Genomic DNA, 20,578 nt, shown 5'->3' with positions numbered 1-20,578 from the left:
TCAGTGATGCGGCCAAAAGAATCTTGTGGCTGAAACGAAGGCTTTTGTTCATGGCGTAATCGGTTCCGCTAAGGTGTTATATCAGGCGTCCGCTCCAGAGGAGCGCAAGGCAGTGCAACATCCCGAAATCTCCCTTTTCGGTTGTTCCTCTCTATTAAGGCGAATATCACCCGAAGGTATCGGCCGAATTAAGGTAAAGCTTGAGCAGAGGATTAATGAGATGTCGGAATCTTCGACCATTGTTGTAGGCGCTGGCCCGGATGGCCAGCCAGTCGGGCAAGCGATGCGGCTGGCCAACCGTCACGGTCTGGTGGCAGGTGCAACGGGCACGGGCAAGACCGTCACTCTGCAGCACCTGGCGGAAGTGTTCAGTGACGCAGGGGTGGCCGTGTTCGCGGCCGACGTCAAAGGTGACCTCTGTGGCCTGGGGACTGCCGGTGCGCCACAGGGCAAGGTTGCCGAGCGCATCGCCGGCATGCCCTGGCTGGGGCATACGCCTCGGGCCTATCCCGTGAGCTTGTGGGATATAGCGGGGCAGTCCGGCCACCCCTTGCGCACCACGCTCAGTGAGATGGGGCCGCTGCTGCTGGGCAACCTGCTGGAGCTGACCGACAGCCAGCAAGCCGCGCTGTACGCCGCCTTCAAGGTTGCCGACCGCGAGGGCCTGTTGCTGCTGGACCTGAAAGACCTCAAGGCGCTGCTCGCGCACCTCAAGGACAACCCGCAACTGCTGGGCGAAGACAGCGCCCTGATGACGACTGCCTCAACCCAGGCGTTGTTGCGGCGGCTGGCGACCCTGGAGCAGCAGGGCGCCGAGGCACTGTTCGGTGAGCCGGCATTACAGCTTGAAGACCTGCTACGGCCGGACCCGGATGGCCGTGGGCGCATCCACCTGCTCGATGCCAGCCGGTTGGTGCACGAAGCGCCCAAGGTTTACGCCACCTTTCTGCTGTGGCTGCTGGCGGAGTTGTTCGAGCAGTTGCCCGAACGTGGGGATGCCGACAAACCGGTCCTGGCATTGTTCTTCGATGAAGCGCACTTGCTGTTCAGCGGCACGCCCAAGGCGTTGCAGGACCGGCTGGAGCAGGTGGTGCGGCTCATTCGATCCAAGGGTGTGGGGGTGTACTTCGTTACCCAGTCGCCCGGCGACCTGCCGGATGCGGTGTTGGCCCAGCTGGGTTTGCGTATTCAGCATGGCTTGCGGGCCTTTACCGCCAAGGAGCAGAAGTCGTTGCGAGCGGTGGCCGATGGCTTTCGCCCCAACCCGGCGTTCGACACCCTGGCAGTGTTGACCGAGCTGGGGATTGGCGAGGCGCTGGTGGGTACGCTGGAAGAGAAGGGCACGCCGGCCATGGTGCAGCGGGTGCTGGTTGCACCGCCGCAGTCGCGCATCGGACCATTGTCTGCGGCTGAGCGCAGTGCGCTGATTGCCGCTTCGCCGCTGGCGGGGCGCTATGACAAGCCGGTGGACCGTGAGTCGGCTTATGAAATGCTGACCCAGCGCAAGGGCGAGGCCGTGGAACCGGCGCCGCAGCCAAAGGCGGATGAGGAGAGCTTTGCCGACAAGGCGGGGGACTTCTTGCAGAGTGCGGCGGGGCAGGCGATCAAATCGGCGGTGCGGCAGGCGGCCAATCAGCTGGGGCGGCAACTGGTGCGCGGGTTGATGGGGTCGTTGCTGGGGGGTAAGAAAAGGTAGTTGGCCTGTACCCACGAAGAAGTCGGCAAAGGCTTGCGCTCTTTCATACGGAAAGCACCCGATACGGCCAGCGGTCGGCGTGTTCTACATAAGGTTTGGATCGACAGGAGTCAATATGCAGGTCATCTACATTATTCTGTGTTTTGCGGGCGCGGCTTTGCCACTTTCGCAATTTATTCCGTGGCTCGCTGTTCACGGCCTCAGCATACCGCTACTGGTGCAACAGGCAACTTCCGACAATATCGCTGCATTCGCTTGGGCTGATGTACTCATTTCAGGAATAGTGGTTGTTGTATTCGTGATAGTAGAAGGTCGTCGGCTGGGAATGCGCCGACTGTGGGTGCCGCTGTGTAGCCTTGCTGTTGGTCCTTCCTTGGCGTTGCCACTTTTTCTTTTCTTCCGGGAGCGTCATCTTGCGGCTACCGGGCTTGACGCAGCTGTTCTGGATTAACCCTTCATCACCCTGCACTGCGGTTGCTGGAGAGCGTGCGACGGACCAGGCCGCATTGTGGAATGAAAAAAAAGGCGCCCATGGGCGCCTTCGTTCAGAGCGTTATCACTCAGCCAATGGCTTTCGATGCCAGCCAGAACAGGCCGGCCGCCAGGCCCATCGAGGCCGGCAGGGTGAGGACCCAGGCCAACAGGATGGTCTTCACGGTGCCGCCTTGCAGGCCGCTTTTGTTGGCGACCATGGTGCCGGCCACGCCGGACGACAGCACGTGGGTGGTCGATACCGGCAGGGCGAACACGTTGGCCATGCCGATGGCGCAGGCTGCGGTGATCTGTGCCGACATACCCTGTGCATAGGTCATGCCCTGCTTGCCGATCTTCTCGCCGACGGTCAGTACTACGCGTTTCCAGCCAACCATGGTGCCCAGGCCCAGGGCCAAGGCGACGGCCACGATTACCCAGAACGGGGCGTATTCGGTAGTGGCAGTGAGGTCTTTGCGCAGTTTTTCCAGGTCGGCCTTTTCACGGGCCTCCAGGCCTGGCAGCTTGCCAACCTTCTTCGCCGTGTCATCCAGGCACAGCAGGTAGCGACGCACTTCGACACGCTTGTCGGCACTCAGGCTGTGGTAGTCGGTCACGCCTTGCAGCGAGGCCTGCAGCGCGGCAATGGTCGGCTCGGTCTGCTGCGGGTTGCAGCTGAACTGCTCCGGCAGGTCGCTGGACTTGGCTTTGCCCAGTGCCAGGAACTCGCCCAGGGTGGCGGCGTTGCGCTGATAGAACTGGCTCATGTGCAGCGTGGCGTCGCGGGTACGCTCGATCTGGTAGGTGGTGCTGTTCAGGTCGAGGACGAACTTGGCCGGGACGATACCGATGAGCACCAGCATGATCAGGCCGATGCCTTTCTGGCCGTCGTTCGAGCCGTGCACGAAGCTGACGCCCATGGCGGAAACCACCAGCACCATGCGGTTCCAGAACGGCGGGTGTTTCTTGTCGTCGAGCTTGCGGCGCTGGTCGGGGGTTTTGTGCATCTTCGACAGCGGGCGCCACCACTTCAGGCCGATCAGCACCAGGGCGGCAACGGCGAAGCCGGCCATTGGCGAGACCACCAGCGACATGGCGATGTCGATCGCCTTCTGCCAGTTGACGCCGTCACCCAGCGGAATGTCGTTGATCAGGGCGTTGGCCAGGCCGACGCCGAGAATGGAGCCGATCAGCGTGTGCGAGCTGGAAGCGGGGATGCCAAAGTACCAGGTGCCCAGGTTCCAGGTGATGGCCGCAGCCAGCAGCGAGAAGACCATGGCCAGGCCGTGTCCGGTGTTCACGTTGATCAGCAGCTCTACCGGCAGCAGGTGCACGATGGCATAGGCCACCCCAACACCGCCGAGCAGAACGCCAAGGAAGTTGAACACGCCGGAGAAGAACACGGCGAGGTGCGGCGGCATGGCTTTGGTATAGATGACGGTAGCTACCGCGTTGGCGGTGTCATGAAAGCCATTGATGAACTCGAAGGCGAGTACGAAGGTCAAGGCGAGCAGCAGGCTCACCAACACCCAGGCATCCAGTCCGCTGAATAAATCGATCATGAAGGTTGTCTGGCGGTCATAGGGGGGCGGGATTATGCCAGAAAACCTTGGCAATCGATGCACCTGCTACAGACCGATGGCTATCTTCATGGCGTGGGTGCGCCGTGCAAGGTGGGGTCTTCAGGCAGGGAAATATCGGCTAAAAAGCGTAAAGTTTGGCGAAATCAGGCATAAAAGCCAAGAAAATGCTGGCTTGCCACCATTCAAACGATCGTATGAAATTTGTGTAATTCCATTTCATCATCGGTCAGGCGGTAAAGATCGAATCAATTTTGACCGCGCCCGGGCTGGCCGGGCGACGACGCGCTGGCGTAGTCCTGGGGTCAGGGGGTGTCGCTGCGCAGTTCCTTTTCCATGCGTTCCAGTTCCTGGCTGAAAGCCTGGTCCCGCACACTGGCACGTTTGCGCCAAGGTTTGCGTTCCGGATCCGGTTGTGCGGCATAAGTGGTGACTTCGCCGCCGTAAACATCCTTGTAACGTTCAGCCTGGCGCTCGAGTTCTGCGCGCAGTTCATCTTTCGTCACATGCAGTACCTGAATTAAGAGTAATGACTGTTGTTATGCACTGTGCAGCATGCACAGGCCATGCGGGCCGCAACGGCTGGATACAACGGAAGGTTCCTTGACCACGCTGGTGTCGGGGCCTGCGCAATCGATTATAGCAACCGGTAATTCGCCGAACATCGTTATTTACCCGGTCTTGGCATCATCTGACGTAAGTAGTGGGATGTGCCTGGAAACAGTTTGGACCTTTCGTACAAGTTTGAAAGACAAGGCGGATAAAAGTTCGCTGCAACGCCGGGATGAGGCCCGAATGAAAAACGGCCTCGCCAGAAGGCGAGGCCGTTGCCTGGGGACTTCTACGGTGGGTACCTGACCAGTCTCTCCAAAGAAGCCACAAGTGGCATGAGAAAGGTATAAGCAAAAGTGTCGGCGGTCAATTGCGATTATCGGCCGTTTGTTCGATAATCGCACGAACCGGCGTTTTTTTTGAGGTGTGCGATGAGTGACGAAACCCTGGGCAACGATTCGGGCAATCCGGAGGTAGCACGGCCTGCTTCGGCTGCCATGGCGCCCCCGATCGTGGCTTCTCCGGCCAAGCGCATCCAGGCCTTTACCGGCGACCCGGACTTCATGACCTCCCTGGCACGTGGCCTGGCCGTGATCCAGGCGTTCCAGGAGCGCAAGCGCCACCTGACCATCGCCCAGATCAGCCACCGTACGGAAATCCCTCGTGCAGCGGTGCGCCGTTGCCTGCATACGTTGATCAAGCTGGGTTACGCCACCACCGACGGGCGTACCTATTCGCTGCTGCCCAAAGTGCTGACCCTGGGGCATGCCTACCTGTCGTCGACACCGCTGGCGATTTCTGCCCAGCCATACCTGGACCGCATCAGCGACCAGTTGCACGAGGCGGCCAACATGGCCACGCTCGAAGGTGACGACATCCTTTATATAGCCCGTTCGGCCACGGTGGAGCGGCTGATTTCGGTCGACCTGTCGGTGGGAGGGCGCCTGCCGGCCTACTGCACGTCGATGGGGCGCATTCTGCTGGCGGCCCTGGACGACACCAGCCTGCGCGAGTACCTGGAGCGTGCCGACCTGAAAGCGCGCACCAGCCGTACCCTGCATGACCCTGAATCGTTGTTCGCCTGCATCCAGCAGGTGCGCGCCCAGGGATGGTGCGTGGTGGACCAGGAGCTGGAGCAGGGGCTGCGATCGATTGCGGTGCCGGTGTATGACGCTTCGGGGCAGGTGTTGGCGGCGTTGAACGTGAGTACCCACGTAGGGCGTGTAACGCGCAGTGAGTTGGAGCAGCGCTTCTTGCCGATTTTGCTCGCTGCCAGCCGCGACCTTTGCCATCAGTTGTTTGGTTGAAATTGGCGGGGCCGCAAGGCGGCCCCAAAATAGAACAGGCAAAACCGTTTCCTGTGCGATAAACGCACAGTGTCGTTACGGGTGAATTGCTTCACCTGCGCCCGCTGATTAATGTTTCTCGCAACGGTCGGCCCTGCCTACCGAACAAGAAAAACATAAGAGGCACATAACATGAATACTGTCCCCTCGCTGCCGCGGCCGCACCCGCGCGCAGTACCGTTGTATCCAGGCTGACGCAGGCCATATTCCCCACTCATCGCCCTCTGTGCCGGTTGCCCGTGTGCAGTGGTCTGGCTGTGCCCTACATTCTGGATAACAACAATGAACCAAGCGCAAAACAACGTCGGCAAAAGCCTCGACGTTCAGTCGTTCATCAATCAGCAGCCGCTGTCCCGCTATCAGTGGCGGGTTGTGCTGTTGTGCTTCCTGATCGTCTTCCTCGATGGCCTGGACACTGCCGCCATGGGCTTCATCGCCCCGGCCCTGTCGCAGGAGTGGGGGATCGACCGTGCCAGTCTTGGCCCGGTCATGAGTGCCGCATTGATCGGCATGGTGTTCGGCGCCCTGGGTTCCGGGCCGCTGGCTGACCGTTTCGGCCGTAAAGGTGTTCTGGTGGGCGCGGTGCTGGTGTTCGGCGGTTTCAGCCTGGCTTCGGCCTATGCCACCAACGTCGACCAGTTGCTGGTACTGCGCTTTCTGACGGGCCTGGGCCTTGGTGCCGGTATGCCCAACGCGACCACGCTGCTGTCCGAATACACCCCTGAGCGCCTCAAGTCGTTGCTGGTCACCAGCATGTTCTGTGGTTTCAACCTGGGCATGGCGGGTGGTGGCTTCATTTCTGCCAAGATGATCCCGGCCTACGGCTGGCACAGCCTACTGGTTATCGGTGGGGTCCTGCCGCTGCTACTGGCGTTGGTGCTGATGGTCTGGCTGCCGGAGTCGGCGCGGTTCCTGGTGGTACGCAACCGAGGCACCGACAAGGTGCGCAAGACCCTGTCGCCCATCGCGCCACAGGTGGTGGCCGAGGCCGGCAGCTTCACCGTACCGGAACAAAAGGCCGTGGCCGCACGCAACGTGTTTGCGGTGATCTTCTCCGGCACTTATGGCCTGGGCACCCTGCTGCTGTGGCTGACGTACTTCATGGGCCTGGTCATCGTCTACCTGCTGACCAGCTGGCTGCCAACCCTGATGCGAGACAGCGGTGCGAGTATGGAGCAGGCCGCGTTCATCGGTGCGCTGTTCCAGTTTGGTGGTGTGCTCAGTGCGGTCGGCGTGGGTTGGGCCATGGACCGTTTCAACCCGCACAAGGTCATCGGTATTTTCTACCTGCTGGCCGGGGTGTTTGCTTACGCCGTGGGGCAGAGCCTGGGCAACATTACCGTGTTGGCCACGCTGGTACTGATTGCGGGTATGTGCGTGAACGGCGCGCAGTCGGCAATGCCTTCGCTGGCGGCACGCTTCTACCCGACCCAAGGCCGGGCCACGGGTGTATCGTGGATGCTGGGCATTGGCCGCTTTGGCGCGATTCTCGGGGCCTGGAGTGGCGCAACGCTGCTGGGCCTGGGCTGGAACTTCGAGCAGGTGCTGACGGCATTGCTGGTGCCGGCGGCGCTGGCGACCGTGGGCGTGATCGTGAAAGGGCTGGTGAGCCACGCAGACGCGACCTGAGGCCGGTAAAGGGCAAGAAGGGGATCGGTAGGTTTGCAACAAATGGTTCGCTAATCGCACAAATAGTCGATTATCGGATTGTAAGCAACCTGTCAGTCTCCTTAATCTGAGCTCACTGAAGCACCCTGACCAGTAGCCTCCAGCAGACCACCCCCGAACCACTGAAGTCGAGCCGTCCGCCCTGCGTGACCTCGAAGCCCGTACCGCAGGAGAAGCTTAATGCGCGACGTATTTATCTGTGACGCCATCCGCACCCCGATCGGCCGCTTCGGCGGCGCCCTGGCCGGCGTGCGTGCCGACGACCTGGCTGCCGTGCCGCTGAAGGCGCTGATCGAACGCAACCCGAGCGTACAGTGGGATCAAGTTGACGAAGTGTTCTTCGGCTGCGCCAACCAGGCCGGTGAAGACAACCGTAACGTGGCGCGCATGGCGCTGCTGCTGGCCGGCCTGCCCGATAGCATCCCGGGTGTTACCCTGAACCGCCTGTGCGCGTCGGGCATGGATGCCATCGGCACTGCCTTCCGCGCCATCGCCAGCGGCGAAATGGAGCTGGCGATTGCCGGTGGCGTCGAGTCGATGTCGCGTGCCCCGTTCGTCATGGGCAAGGCCGAAAGCGGCTATTCGCGCAACATGAAGCTGGAAGACACCACCATCGGCTGGCGTTTCATCAACCCGCTGATGAAGAGCCAGTATGGCGTGGACTCCATGCCGGAAACCGCCGACAACGTGGCCGACGATTATCAGGTTTCGCGTGCTGACCAGGATGCGTTCGCCCTGCGCAGCCAGCAGAAAGCGGCAGCCGCCCAGGCCGCCGGTTTCTTCGCCGAAGAAATCGTGCCGGTGCGCATTGCGCACAAGAAAGGCGAAACCATCGTCGAGCGTGACGAACACCTGCGCCCGGACACCACACTGGAAGCCCTGACCAAGCTCAAGCCGGTCAACGGCCCGGACAAGACAGTGACCGCTGGCAATGCCTCGGGCGTGAACGATGGTGCTGCGGCGCTGATCCTGGCGTCGGCTGAAGCGGTGAAGAAGCACGGCCTGACCCCACGCGCCCGCGTTCTGGGCATGGCCAGTGGCGGTGTCGCCCCACGGGTAATGGGCATAGGCCCGGTGCCGGCGGTACGCAAGCTGACTGAACGCCTGGGTGTGGCAGTCAATGATTTCGATGTGATCGAACTGAACGAAGCCTTTGCCAGCCAAGGCCTGGCGGTGCTGCGTGAGCTGGGTGTGGCCGATGACGCGCCGCAGGTGAACCCTAATGGCGGTGCAATCGCCCTGGGCCACCCGCTGGGCATGAGCGGTGCGCGCCTGGTGCTGACGGCACTGCACCAGCTGGAGAAGAGTGGTGGGCGCAAGGGCCTGGCAACCATGTGTGTAGGGGTTGGCCAGGGTCTGGCTTTGGCTATCGAGCGGGTTTGACCTGTACCGGCCTCTTCGCGGGCAAGCCCGCTCCCACAGGATGATTGTTGCCCACTGCACAACGAAAACCCGTGGGAGCGGGCTTGCCCGCGAAGAGGCCGGTCTTGTTAGACACAAGGCCAATTGCCAGCCAGAGAGCGGAACGAGTGTGTTACCAGGTATGTCTAGACTTACCTGGGACCCTCTAGGAGTAAAACCGTCATGACCTCAACCTATTACACCGGCGAAGAACGCAGCAAGCGCATCTTCGCTATTGTCGGTGCCTCATCAGGCAACCTGGTGGAATGGTTCGACTTCTACGTCTACGCGTTCTGCGCGATCTACTTTGCCCCGGCCTTCTTCCCTTCTGACGACCCTACCGTGCAGCTGTTGAACACGGCAGGTGTTTTCGCCGCAGGCTTTTTGATGCGCCCCATCGGTGGCTGGATCTTCGGCCGCCTCGCTGACCGCCATGGTCGCAAGAATTCCCTGATGATCTCGGTGCTGATGATGTGCTTCGGCTCCCTGATGATCGCCTGCCTGCCCACTTACGCCAGCATCGGTACCTGGGCGCCAGCGCTGTTGTTGCTGGCCCGCCTGATCCAGGGGCTGTCGGTGGGCGGCGAATACGGCACCACTGCCACCTACATGAGTGAAGTGGCGTTGCGCGGTCAGCGCGGCTTTTTTGCTTCGTTCCAGTACGTCACCCTGATCGGCGGCCAGTTGCTGGCGGTGCTGGTGGTGGTGATCTTGCAACAGTTGCTCACAGAAGACGAGCTGCGTGCCTGGGGCTGGCGTATTCCGTTCGTGGTTGGCGCCATTGCGGCGCTGATCTCGCTGATGCTGCGCCGCTCGCTGCACGAAACCAGCAGCGCCGAAACCCGTCAGGACAAGGACGCCGGCACCATCAAGGGCCTGTTCCGCAATCACGCCGCGGCCTTTGTGACCGTGCTTGGCTATACCGCGGGTGGTTCACTGATCTTCTACACCTTCACCACTTACATGCAGAAATACCTGGTGAACACGGCCGGCATGACGGCAAAAAACGCCAGCTACGTGATGACCGGTGCGTTGTTCCTGTTCATGGTGCTGCAGCCGTTCTTCGGCATGCTGTCCGATCGCATCGGCCGGCGTAATTCGATGCTGCTGTTCGGGGCGCTCGGTACCCTGTGCACCGTGCCGCTGCTGATGGCGCTGAAAACGGTGACCAGCCCGTTCATGGCCTTTGTACTGATCAGCCTGGCGTTGTGTATCGTCAGTTTCTACACCTCGATCAGCGGCCTGGTGAAGGCCGAGATGTTCCCGCCGCAGGTGCGTGCGCTGGGTGTGGGCCTGGCCTATGCAGTGGCCAACGCGGCATTCGGCGGCTCTGCCGAGTACGTCGCCCTGGGCCTGAAGACCCTGGGTATGGAAAACACTTTCTACTGGTACGTGACGGCCATGATGGCGATTGCCTTCCTGTTCAGCCTGCGCCTGCCGAAGCAGGCGGCGTACCTGCACCACGATGATTAAGGACGTGGCATGACCAACCAACTGTTCGACGCCTATTTCACCGCGCCGGCCATGCGTGAGATCTTCTCCGACCATGGCCGCTTGCAGGGCATGCTCGATTTCGAAGCTGCGCTGGCCCGTGCCGAAGCCGCTGCCGGTCTGGTGCCGCATAGCGCCGTGGCCGCCATCGAGGCCGCTTGCCAGGCCGAGCGCTATGATGTTGGCGCGCTGGCCAATGCCATCGCCACCGCGGGTAACTCGGCAATCCCGCTGGTGAAGGCGTTGGGCAGGGTGATTGCCAGCGGCGTGCCCGAGGCCGAGCGCTATGTGCACCTGGGCGCGACCAGCCAGGATGCGATGGACACCGGGCTGATCTTGCAGCTGCGCAATGCCCTCGACCTGATCGAAGCCGACCTTGGCAAGCTGGCCGATACCCTGTCGCAGCAAGCCTTGAAGCATGCTGATACCCCACTGGTAGGCCGCACTTGGTTGCAGCATGCCACCCCGGTGACCCTGGGCATGAAACTGGCTGGCGTATTGGGTGCCTTGACCCGCCACCGCCAGCGCCTGCAGGAACTGCGCCCGCGCCTGCTGGTGCTGCAGTTCGGCGGTGCTTCGGGCAGCCTGGCGGCCTTGGGCAGCAAGGCGATGCCGGTGGCCGAGGCCCTGGCGGAACAGTTGAAGCTGACGCTGCCGGAGCAACCCTGGCACACCCAGCGCGACCGCCTGGTGGAGTTTGCCTCGGTGCTGGGCCTGGTGGCCGGCAGCCTGGGCAAGTTCGGCCGCGATGTCAGCTTGCTGATGCAGACCGAGGCGGGGGAGGTGTTCGAGCCTTCCGCGCCAGGCAAGGGCGGTTCGTCCACCATGCCGCACAAGCGCAACCCGGTGGGCGCTGCCGTGCTGATCGGCGCCGCCACCCGTGTGCCGGGCCTGGTGTCGACGCTGTTCGCCGCCATGCCCCAGGAACACGAGCGCAGCCTGGGCCTGTGGCATGCCGAGTGGGAAACCCTGCCGGATATCTGCTGCCTGGTTTCCGGCGCGCTGCGCCAGGCCCAGGTCATTGCCGAGGGCATGGAGGTGGATGCAGCGCGCATGCGCCGTAACCTCGATCTTACCCAAGGCCTGGTGCTGGCCGAAGCGGTGAGCATCGTGCTGGCCCAGCGTCTGGGCCGCGACCGTGCCCACCACCTGCTGGAGCAATGCTGCCAGCGCGCCGTGGCCGAACAGCGTCACTTGCGTGCCGTGCTGGGTGACGAACCGCAGGTCAGTGCCGAGCTGTCTGCCGAAGAACTTGATCGCCTGCTCGACCCTGCCCATTACCTGGGCCAGGCGCGCGTCTGGGTGGCGCGCGCCGTGACCGAACATCAACATTTCACTGCCTGAAGGAGACCGCTGTGGCGCACTTGCAACTGGCCGATGGCGTTTTGAACTACCAGATCGATGGCCCGGAAAACGCCCCGGTACTCGTCCTGTCCAACTCGCTGGGCACTGACCTGGGCATGTGGGACACCCAGATTCCACTGTGGAGCCAGCACTTCCGGGTGCTGCGCTACGACACCCGTGGCCACGGTACCTCGCTGGTCACTGAAGGCCCCTACAGCATCGAGCAACTGGGGCGGGACGTGCTGGCCCTGCTCGATGGCCTGGACATTCAGAAAGCGCACTTCGTCGGCCTGTCGATGGGCGGCTTGATCGGCCAGTGGCTGGGCATCAACGCCGGTGATCGCCTGCACAGCCTGACCCTGTGCAACACTGCCGCCAAGATTGCCAACGACGAGGTGTGGAACACCCGTATCGACACCGTGCTCAAAGGCGGCCAGCAGGCCATGGTCGACCTGCGCGATGCGTCCATCGCCCGTTGGTTCACCCCAGGCTTCGCCCAGGCCCAGCCCGCGCAGGCCCAGCGCATCTGCCAGATGCTGGCGCAAACCAGCCCGCAAGGCTATGCCGGCAACTGTGCAGCGGTGCGTGATGCCGATTACCGTGAGCAACTGGGCCGCATCCAGGTGCCGGCGCTGATCGTTGCCGGTACCGAAGACGTGGTGACCACCCCTGAGCATGGCCGCTTCATGCAGGCCGGTATCAACGGTGCCGAGTACGTCGACTTCCCCGCCGCACACCTGTCGAACGTCGAAATCGGTGAGGCCTTCAGCCGCCGCGTGCTCGACTTCCTGCTGGCTCACTGAGGACAACGCCATGGACGAGAAACAACGTTACGACGCCGGCATGCAAGTGCGCCGCGCGGTGCTGGGCGATGCCCATGTGGACCGCAGCCTGGAGAAGCTCAACGACTTCAACGGCGAATTCCAGGAGATGATCACCCGCCATGCCTGGGGTGATATCTGGACCCGCCCGGGCCTGCCGCGCCATACCCGCAGCCTGATCACCATCGCCATGCTGATCGGCATGAACCGCAACGACGAGCTGAAACTGCACTTGCGCGCGGCAGCCAACAACGGCGTGACCCGCGACGAGATCAAGGAAGTGCTGATGCAAAGCGCGATCTACTGCGGCATCCCGGCGGCAAACGCCACCTTCCACCTGGCGGAGTCGGTGTGGGACGAGCTGGGCGTAGAATCGCGCCAGTAAGCGTTATTGCTGAAGCCTGACCGGCCCTGCAGAGGTTTCCACGGCCGACTTCAAGGCCGGGCACAGGCCCAGCATGAACGCAGCTTCTGCCACCACGAACAGCGGCCCGATGATCAGGCCGCTGACATCGTCGACAAAGGCCGGTTTACGGCCTTCGTAGTAATGGCCGACGAACTGGATGATCCAGCCCAGCACGAATGCCCCCAGCCCGGCGCTTAGCCACAGCATTGTGGTCTGCATTGCCAGCACCTGGCCTACCCACAGGCACAGCCCCAGCAACAAGCCCATCACCAGCCCGAAGCGCAGGTCCAGACGCAGGTAGAACCATACCGAGGCCGCAGCGGCCAGCAGGGCAGGGGATAGCCACATGCCGGCCACCTCCCAGCCAGGGCGCGATAGCAAGATGGTGACGGCCAGCACGATCATGGGGATGCCGACGAAGTGGGTGGCGATGTTGCGTGGATCCCGGTGGTAGCTGGCGTATTGGCTCAGGTGGTCGACGAGGTTTTTCATTGTTGTGCCTCCCTGTTCAGCTTTGTGTTGCCTGATAGTGAACAGGATAGCCCGCAGCTAACAGCATCATCAGCTCAGCGAATGGCGGCAGCCTGCACTGGCATATCCAGCCCTACCAGTGTCTCGATCATCGCCCGCGCCGCTGGCGACAGCCGATAGCCACTGCGACTGACTATTCCACAGCGCACGCTCAGTACCTCCAGCGCCGGTGGCAGGTTGCGCCAGTGCAGGCGCACCAGTGTGCCGGCGGCCAGGTCTTCGGCCACGGCCTCTTCGCTGGCGGTACCGATGGCATCGCTGGCCTGCACAACGCTGCGCAGTACCGCCAGGTGCTCGGTTTGCAAGTGCGGGGTGAAGTCGCTGCGCCCGCTTAGGTTGGCCAGGCGCTTGCGCACACCGGGGGCGAGCAGGGCGCTGGCCAGCGGGTAGCTGAACAGGTCGTTGGTCGACAGGCTGTCCTTGGCCAGCAGCGGATGGCCCGGGCGGCAAAAGAACAGCCCTGGGCGTGGTGACAGGGGCTCGGTGTGGAAGTTGGGGTCGGCTTCGAACGGGCGGATATCATCCACGAAAAACTCGATCTGCTCGCGGCGCAAGGCCTGACCGAGGCGTTCGCTGTTGTCTACCAGCAGGGAAGTGCGGATACCGGGATGGCGCTCGATGAAGTGGCGCAGAGCGTCGGGCACCAGGCGCACGGCCAGGGCTGGGCCGCTGCCGAAGTGCAACTCGCCGGCGTCGAGCTTGGTCATTTGCAGCACTTCGTTGCTCAGCTGCGCGGCGCCTTGAACCAACCGACGGGCATGTTGCAGTACCACCAGACCTTCGGGTGTAGGGGGCAGGGCTTTGCTGGCGCGGTCGACCAGCGGGCAGCCGAAGGTGTGTTCCAGACCTTGGATGGCACGGCTGAAGGCGGGTTGGGTGATGCCCATGGCCTCGGCGGCACGGACGAAACTGCGGTATTCGGTAAGGGCGATGAAGTAGCGCAGCTGGCGGAGGTCCATGTCACGGCTCTGGGGCGGGGGGCAGGGGCCTATTCAAGCTGTTACAGCTTATGTCGTCAAAGAAGGTTTTTAGATTTGTTTATAGCTTAAAGTTATTTAATTGAACATCTGGCCTCTTCGCGGGCGCGCCCGCTCCCACAGGATCACCACAGTTTCAAAAGCTGTGGTGATCCTGTGGGAGCGGGCGCGCCCGCGAAGAACTTAAAGGAGATTCAGCGGGTAACTCACAATCAACCGGTTCTCATCGAACGCGTTGGTGCTGAAGTCCCGGCGCATGGTGGAGTTGCGCCATTTCACCGACAGGTCCTTGAAGCTGCCCGACTGCACCACGTACGCCAGTTCGGTCTCCCGTGCCCACTCCTTGCCATCATCCACGCTGCCCACGGTGACGTTGTCACCCTTGATGTAGCGGTTCATCAACGTCAACCCAGGCACGCCAACGGTGGCGAAGTTGAAGTCATGGCGAACCTGCCAGGAGCGTTCCTTGGCATTGTCGAAGCTGGAGTTGTAGCTGTCGTTGGCCAAGGTGCCGCCACTGGTGCCGTTGACCCGCATCCAGGCATTGTCGCCGCTGACCTTTTGCAGGCCGACGTAGAAGGTGTGGCCTTGGTAGCGCGCCGAGAGCATGGCCGAGGCGGTGCGGTTGTCCAGTTTGCCGGCGCGTTCGGCACCGTCTTCCTTGCCGATGAAGTAGCCCAGGTTGGCACCCAGGGTCCAGTCGCCCAGCGGTTGGCTGTGCGTCAGGTTGAGGTATTGCTGGCGGTAGATGTCCTTGAGCTGGGCATCCCACAGGCCAACCATGGTGCGCTTATCGTTGAAGGTGTACTCACCGCCGCCGAAGTTGAAACGGTCGGAGGTGAACCCGCCTTTGCCGTTCATCGACATGTCTTCCATGCTGGCGTCGTTACGCGGACTGTTGCCGCGGAACTGGCCGGCGTACAAGGTCAGGCCGGCGATTTCCTTCGAGGTCAGCTGGCCGCCGCGGAAGGTCTGTGGCAGCGAGCGCCCATCGTCCGAGCGCAGGATGGGCAGTACCGGCATCCACTCACCGACTTTCAGCTCGGTTTCGGACAGCTTGGCTTTCAGCGCCACACCCAGTCGGCCGAAGTCATCAGCTGGGCGGCCGTCATCATGCACGGGCAGCAGGTGCGTGTTGGTGGTGCCTTTGCCGCCGTCAAGCTTGACCGAATACATGCCTAGGACGTCCACGCCGAAACCGACGGTGCCCTGGGTGAAGCCGGAGCGGGCGTCGAGAATGAAGCTTTGTGTCCATTCTTCGGCCTTGGCCTGCGGGTGGGCGGGGTCGACGAAGTTGCGGTTGATGTAGAAGTTGCGCAGGTTGAGGGTGGCCTTGGCGTCCTCCATGAAACCGCCTTCGGCGGCGAACAGCGGGAAGGCGCAGGACATGGCCAACAGGCCGGGCAGCAGCTGGCGTGCGGGTTGCAAAGTGCTCATCTGTCGTGGATCTCTTGTTTTTATGGGGCGAGCCGGTGCACTGCTGGATCGAGCCTGCAGGTGCGGGTCTTTTGGATGAACTTGGGCAACGTTGCGTGAGGGGATGGTGCGGGGTTGTGCGGGGGTGAGGCAATTCGCCGCAAACGGAATGGGGCGATAATCGAACGGAATGTTCCGGTTGGTTAATTAATTTCCTCCGGCAAACAAAAGGCCCACCGCAAGGGTGGGCCTGATGCTGTTACACCATGAGTCAGCTTTTCGGTACATCTACCGATGCCTGCTGGTTGGCCTGCCCGGTCTGCTCATACCAGCCACCACCAAGTGCTTTGTACAGGTTGACCTCGCTGGTCAGCTGCGACAGGCGATCGGTGATCAGCGATTGTTGGGCACTAAACAGGTTGCGCTGGGCATCGAGGAAGGTCAGGTTGCTGTCGATCCCGATGCGGTAGCGGCGTTCGGCCAGGCGGTAGTAGTCCTGGTTCGCCTGCACCAGGTCACGCTGGGCCTGCAGTTGCTCTTCGAAGGTTTTCCGCGCCGCCAGGCCATCGGAGACTTCCTGGAAGGCGGTCTGGATGGTTTTTTCGTACTTGGCAACGTTGATGTCCTTCTGGATCTTCGAGTAGTCCAGGCTGGCCTTCAGGCTGCCGGCGTTGAAGATCGGCAGGTTGATCTGCGGCTGGAACAGCCAGGTGCCCTGGCCGCCCGAGAACAGGTGGCCCATGTCGGGGCTCAGGCTGCCAGCGTTGGCCGTCAGGCTGATGCTCGGGAAGAACGCTGCGCGGGCGGCGCCAATATTGGCGTTGGCGGCCTTGAGCAGGTGTTCGGCTTCCTGGATGTCCGGGCGACGCTGGAGGATGTCTGACGGCAGGCCGGCTGGCACTTCGGCCAGTTGGTCGGCATCGAGCTGCAGCGGCTTGGCCAGGTCGGCCGGAATACCGGTGCCCAGCAACACGGTCAGGCTGTTGACGTCCTGGGCGACCAGGCGCTGGTACTGCGAGTACTTGACCCGGGCGCCTTCCACGGCGGTGCGCGCCTGGCTGACATCCAGTGCCGAAGCCACGCCGACTTCGTTGCTGCGACGGGTGAGGTTGTAGCTTTCCTCGTAGGTCTTCAGCGTTTCTTCGGTCAGCTTGAACAGCGCCTGATCGGCCTGCCAGGTGTAATAGGCGTTGGCCACGCTGGCCACCAGGGCGATCTGCGTGGAGCGGCGCGCCTGCTCGCTGGACAGGTAGGTTTCCAACGCCTGCTCGGTCAGGCTGCGCACACGGCCAAACAGGTCCAGCTCATAGGCACTGACGCCCAGGGTGGCCGAGTACTGGCTGGTTATACCCGATTCACCGGTTTGCGACATGTTTGCCGGCACGCGCTGGCGGCTGCCACTGCCGGTGGCCGAAACCGCCGGGAACAGGTCGGCACGCTGGATGCGGTATTGCGCGCGGTAGGCGTCGATGTTCAACGCGGCGACGCGCAGGTCGCGGTTGTTGACCAGCGAGGTCTGGATCAGTTGCTGCAGTGCCGGGTCGTGGAAGAACTGGCGCCAGCCCTGTTCGGCGGCGGCAACGTCTGCCGACTGGGTCGGCGAGTACGCAGGGCCTTGCGGCCACTGCGCTGCCACCGGCGATTCCGGGGTCTGGTAGTCGGGAATCAGCGAGCAGCCGCCAAGAATGAAAGCGGTTACCGCCAGGGACAACAAAGACTTGGTCATTGCCCAGCCTCATAACGTGGAGTTTCAGGGGTGACGTCTTTTTCCGGCTCTTTGCTGCCGAACAGCGACGACACTGCGACGAAGAATAGCGGTACCCAGAAGATAGCCAGCACGGTCGCACTGATCATGCCGCCGATCACGCCGGTACCAATGGCGTGCTGGCTGCCGGCGCCGGCGCCACTGGCGATGGTCAACGGTACCACGCCGAGGATGAACGCCAGCGAGGTCATGATGATCGGGCGCAGACGCATGCGGCACGCTTCGATCGCCGCGTCGTACAGGCTGCGGCCTTGCTCGTGCAGCTCCTTGGCGAACTCGACGATCAGGATGGCGTTCTTCGCCGCCAGGCCGATGGTGGTCAACAGGCCGACCAGGAAGTACACGTCGTTGGACAAACCGCGCAGGCTGGTGGCGATCAGGGCACCGATGATACCCAGCGGTACTACCAGCACCACGGCGATCGGGATCGACCAGCTTTCGTACAGGGCTGCCAGGCACAGGAACACGAACAGTACCGAGAGGGCGAACAGCGCCGGCATTTGCGAGCCGGAGAGTTTTTCCTCGTAGGACATGCCGGTCCAGGAGAAGCCAATGCCGCTTGGCAGTTCGCCAGCAATGCGCTCGACCTCGGCCATGGCTTCACCGGTACTGTAGCCCGGTGCTGGCGCACCCAGAATTTCCATTGCCTCGACACCGTTGTAGCGCGACAGCTTGGGCGAACCGTAGGTCCACTCGCCCTTGGCGAAGGAAGAGAACGGCACCATCTCGCCAGCGCCATTGCGCACATACCACTTCTGCAGGTCTTCCGGGCTCATCCGGGAGTTTGGTTCGCCCTGGATGTACACCTTCTTGACCCGGCCACGGTCGATGAAGTCGTTGACGTAGCTGGCACCCAAGGCAATCGACAGGGTGTTGTTGATGTCGGCGATGGTCACGCCCAGGGCGCTGGCACGTTCGTCATCGATGGTCAGCTGGTACTGCGGCTCGTCGTTCAGGCCGTTGGGGCGCACGGCACTGAGGATCTTGCTTTGTGCTGCCTTGGCCAGGAACTGGTTGCGCGCTTCCATCAGCTTCTCATGGCCGACACCGCCGCGGTCCTGCAGGAACACGTCGAAGCCGGTGGCGTTACCCAGTTCGAGCACTGCTGGCGGGGCGAAGGCGAACACCATGGCATCGCGGAAGGTGAAGAAGTGCTGCTGGGCACGCTGGGCCAGGGCGAACACGCTGTTCTCCTTGGAGCGCTCATCCCAAGGCTTGAGCATGATGAACGCCATACCCGAGCTCTGGCCGCGACCGGCGAAGTTGAAGCCGTTGACGGTGAACACGGATGCCACGGTGTCGGCTTCTTCCTTCAGCAGATACTCACGCATCTGGTCGACCACCACCTGGGTACGCTCGGCACTGGAACCGGCCGGGGTCTGTACCTGGGCGAACAGTACGCCTTGGTCTTCCTCAGGCAGGAAGGCGGTAGGAATACGGGCGAACAGCCAGATCATGCCAACGACGATCAGTGCATAGGCCAGCAGGAACGGCACCTTGTTGCGCAGGATGGTACCAACGCTGCGTTCGTAGCCGGTTACGCTGCGGTCGAAGTTGCGGTTGAACCAGCCAAAGAAGCCACGCTTGGCCACATGGTGCTCGCCCTTCTTCAGCGGCTTGAGCATGGTGGCGCACAGGGCCGGGGTGAAGATAAGCGCCACCAGCACCGACAGGCCCATGGCCGAGACGATGGTGATGGAGAACTGCCGGTAGATCACACCCGTGGAACCCCCGAAGAACGCCATGGGCAGCAGTACCGCCGACAGCACCAGGGCAATACCCACCAGGGCGCCCTGGATCTGCTCCATCGAGCGCTTGGTCGCTTCCTTGGGCGGCAGGCCTTCTTCGGACATTACCCGCTCGACGTTCTCCACCACGACGATGGCGTCGTCCACCAGCAAGCCGATGGCCAGGACCATGGCGAACATGGTCAGGGTGTTGATGCTGAAGCCCGCAGCGGCCAGGATGCCGAAGGTACCCAGCAACACCACCGGAACGGTCATGGTGGTGATGATGGTGGCGCGGAAGTTCTGCAGGAACAGGTACATCACCAGGAACACCAGGACCACGGCTTCGATCAGGGTGTGGATCACACCGCTGATCGATTCGGTGACCACCGGGGTGGTGTCATACGGGAATACGGCTTTCACCCCCGGCGGGAAGAACGGTTCCAGGTCGGAGATGGTCTGGCGCAGCGCCTTGGCGGTGTCCAGGGCGTTGGCGCCGGTTGCCAGTTTTACCGCCAGGCCGGAAGCCGGCTTGCCGTTGAACTGGGCACTGACCGCGTAGTTTTCACCGCCCAGGCCTACCTGGGCGACATCACCCAGACGTACCTGCGAACCGTCGCTGTTGACCTTGAGCAGGATCTTTTCGAACTGCTCGGCAGTCTGCAGACGGGTCTTGCCGATGATGGTGGCGTTCAGCTGGGTACCCGGCAACGCTGGCAGGCCGCCGAGCTGACCGGAAGACACCTGCACGTTCTGCGCGGCCACGGCGGTCTTGACGTCGACCGGGGTCAGCTGGAACTTGTTCAGCTTGGCCGGATCGAGCCAGATACGCATGGCGTACTGGGCACCGAACACCTGGAAGTCACCCACGCCCGCAGTACGCGAGATCGGGTCCTGCATGTTGGAGACGATGTAGTTGGCCAGGTCGTCCTTGGTCATGCTGCCGTCTTCGGACACCAGGCCGATCACCAGCAGGAAGTTTTTAACGGCCTTGGTAACGCGGATACCTTGCTGCTGCACTTCTTGCGGCAGCAGCGGGGTGGCCAGGTTCAGCTTGTTCTGTACCTGCACCTGCGCAGTGTCGGCGTTGGTGCCTTGCTCGAAGGTAGCGGTAATGGTCATGCTGCCGTCGGAGTTACTCTCCGACGACACATAACGCAGGTTGTCGATACCGTTGAGCTGCTGCTCGATCACCTGTACCACGGTGTCCTGCACGGTTTGCGCCGAGGCGCCCGGGTAGGTCACGGCGATGGCGATGGCCGGCGGCGCGATGCTGGGGTACTGGTTGATCGGCAACTTCAGGATCGACAAGGCACCGACCAGCATGATCACCAAGGCGATCACCCAGGCGAAGATCGGGCGATCGATAAAGAACTTCGACATGGT

Annotated in this window: 16 protein-coding genes; 9 read left to right on the top strand and 7 right to left on the bottom strand. The window is 62.2% G+C overall.

Annotation, left to right across the window (positions count from 1 at the left end):
• Positions 1 to 220: 220 nt before the first annotated feature.
• Together ACF8MI_RS22385 and ACF8MI_RS22380 are read left to right on the top strand one after the other, a co-directional pair.
• Positions 221 to 1,696 carry a helicase HerA-like domain-containing protein gene (locus ACF8MI_RS22385; protein ID WP_060497974.1) on the top strand — a complete coding sequence of 492 codons (1,476 nt, stop codon included), beginning with the start codon at positions 221 to 223 and terminating at the stop codon, positions 1,694 to 1,696.
• A gap of 115 nt (positions 1,697 to 1,811) precedes the next feature.
• Positions 1,812 to 2,147 (top strand): DUF2834 domain-containing protein, encoded by a 336-nt coding sequence (locus ACF8MI_RS22380; protein ID WP_060497973.1) that lies wholly within the window; start codon positions 1,812 to 1,814, stop codon positions 2,145 to 2,147.
• 109 nt (positions 2,148 to 2,256) lie between these two features.
• On the opposite strand, the gene ACF8MI_RS22375 is transcribed toward ACF8MI_RS22380, so the two are convergent.
• Entirely contained in the window at positions 2,257 to 3,729 is a 1,473-nt protein-coding gene (locus ACF8MI_RS22375; protein WP_060497972.1) for an inorganic phosphate transporter, read from the bottom strand.
• Positions 3,730 to 4,052: 323 nt separating this feature from the next.
• A complete protein-coding gene (locus ACF8MI_RS22370; protein ID WP_003259583.1) occupies positions 4,053 to 4,253 on the bottom strand; it encodes a hypothetical protein in 201 nt (66 codons plus the stop codon).
• 477 nt (positions 4,254 to 4,730) lie between these two features.
• Here ACF8MI_RS22370 and pcaR point away from each other — a divergent pair, with 477 nt between their 5' ends.
• The 7 genes from pcaR to pcaC all read left to right on the top strand — a co-directional run bounded on the left by pcaR (position 4,731) and on the right by pcaC (position 12,755).
• Entirely contained in the window at positions 4,731 to 5,606 is an 876-nt protein-coding gene (gene pcaR, locus ACF8MI_RS22365) for a pca regulon transcriptional regulator PcaR (protein ID WP_016713633.1), read from the top strand.
• Positions 5,607 to 5,927: 321 nt separating this feature from the next.
• Entirely contained in the window at positions 5,928 to 7,274 is a 1,347-nt protein-coding gene (locus ACF8MI_RS22360) for an MFS transporter (RefSeq protein WP_060497971.1), read from the top strand.
• A 219-nt stretch (positions 7,275 to 7,493) separates the two neighbouring features.
• Positions 7,494 to 8,696, top strand: a complete 1,203-nt coding sequence (pcaF, locus tag ACF8MI_RS22355) for a 3-oxoadipyl-CoA thiolase (protein WP_016713635.1) — start codon at positions 7,494 to 7,496, stop codon at positions 8,694 to 8,696.
• 201 nt (positions 8,697 to 8,897) lie between these two features.
• Positions 8,898 to 10,187 (top strand): MFS family transporter, encoded by a 1,290-nt coding sequence (locus ACF8MI_RS22350; protein WP_025753926.1) that lies wholly within the window; start codon positions 8,898 to 8,900, stop codon positions 10,185 to 10,187.
• A 9-nt stretch (positions 10,188 to 10,196) separates the two neighbouring features.
• Positions 10,197 to 11,549: a 3-carboxy-cis,cis-muconate cycloisomerase gene (locus tag ACF8MI_RS22345; RefSeq protein ID WP_060497970.1), complete on the top strand. Its 1,353-nt coding sequence runs from the start codon at positions 10,197 to 10,199 to the stop codon at positions 11,547 to 11,549.
• Between the two features lie 11 nt (positions 11,550 to 11,560).
• Complete coding sequence (pcaD, locus tag ACF8MI_RS22340; RefSeq protein ID WP_200929125.1) at positions 11,561 to 12,352, top strand: 3-oxoadipate enol-lactonase; 792 nt, start codon at positions 11,561 to 11,563, stop codon at positions 12,350 to 12,352.
• 10 nt (positions 12,353 to 12,362) lie between these two features.
• Positions 12,363 to 12,755, top strand: a complete 393-nt coding sequence (pcaC, locus tag ACF8MI_RS22335) for a 4-carboxymuconolactone decarboxylase (RefSeq protein WP_010952489.1) — start codon at positions 12,363 to 12,365, stop codon at positions 12,753 to 12,755.
• Between the two features lie 3 nt (positions 12,756 to 12,758).
• Here pcaC and ACF8MI_RS22330 read toward each other — a convergent pair whose 3' ends face one another.
• The 5 genes from ACF8MI_RS22330 to ttgB form a co-directional block, all read right to left on the bottom strand.
• The gene (locus ACF8MI_RS22330; RefSeq protein WP_060497969.1) at positions 12,759 to 13,268 is read right to left on the bottom strand and encodes a DUF962 domain-containing protein; all 510 of its coding nucleotides are present in this window, start codon (positions 13,266 to 13,268) and stop codon (positions 12,759 to 12,761) included.
• Between the two features lie 74 nt (positions 13,269 to 13,342).
• The gene (locus tag ACF8MI_RS22325) at positions 13,343 to 14,266 is read right to left on the bottom strand and encodes a LysR family transcriptional regulator (protein ID WP_164524164.1); all 924 of its coding nucleotides are present in this window, start codon (positions 14,264 to 14,266) and stop codon (positions 13,343 to 13,345) included.
• A 201-nt stretch (positions 14,267 to 14,467) separates the two neighbouring features.
• The gene (locus ACF8MI_RS22320) at positions 14,468 to 15,721 is read right to left on the bottom strand and encodes an OprD family porin (RefSeq protein ID WP_104833355.1); all 1,254 of its coding nucleotides are present in this window, start codon (positions 15,719 to 15,721) and stop codon (positions 14,468 to 14,470) included.
• Positions 15,722 to 15,971: 250 nt separating this feature from the next.
• The gene (locus ACF8MI_RS22315; protein WP_016713642.1) at positions 15,972 to 17,426 is read right to left on the bottom strand and encodes an AdeC/AdeK/OprM family multidrug efflux complex outer membrane factor; all 1,455 of its coding nucleotides are present in this window, start codon (positions 17,424 to 17,426) and stop codon (positions 15,972 to 15,974) included.
• A complete protein-coding gene (gene ttgB / locus ACF8MI_RS22310) occupies positions 17,423 to 20,575 on the bottom strand; it encodes a multidrug efflux RND transporter permease subunit TtgB (protein WP_060497965.1) in 3,153 nt (1,050 codons plus the stop codon). Before ttgB ends, ACF8MI_RS22315 begins: the two co-directional genes overlap by 4 nt.
• Positions 20,576 to 20,578 lie beyond the last annotated feature (3 nt).

The sequence above is a fragment of the Pseudomonas sp. yb_9 genome (assembly GCF_043103635.1).
In the GTDB taxonomy this organism is placed as follows: Bacteria; Pseudomonadota; Gammaproteobacteria; order Pseudomonadales; family Pseudomonadaceae; genus Aquipseudomonas; species Aquipseudomonas monteilii.
Note: the sequence above shows the minus strand (reverse complement) of the source record. Positions and strands in the feature narration are given on the sequence as shown.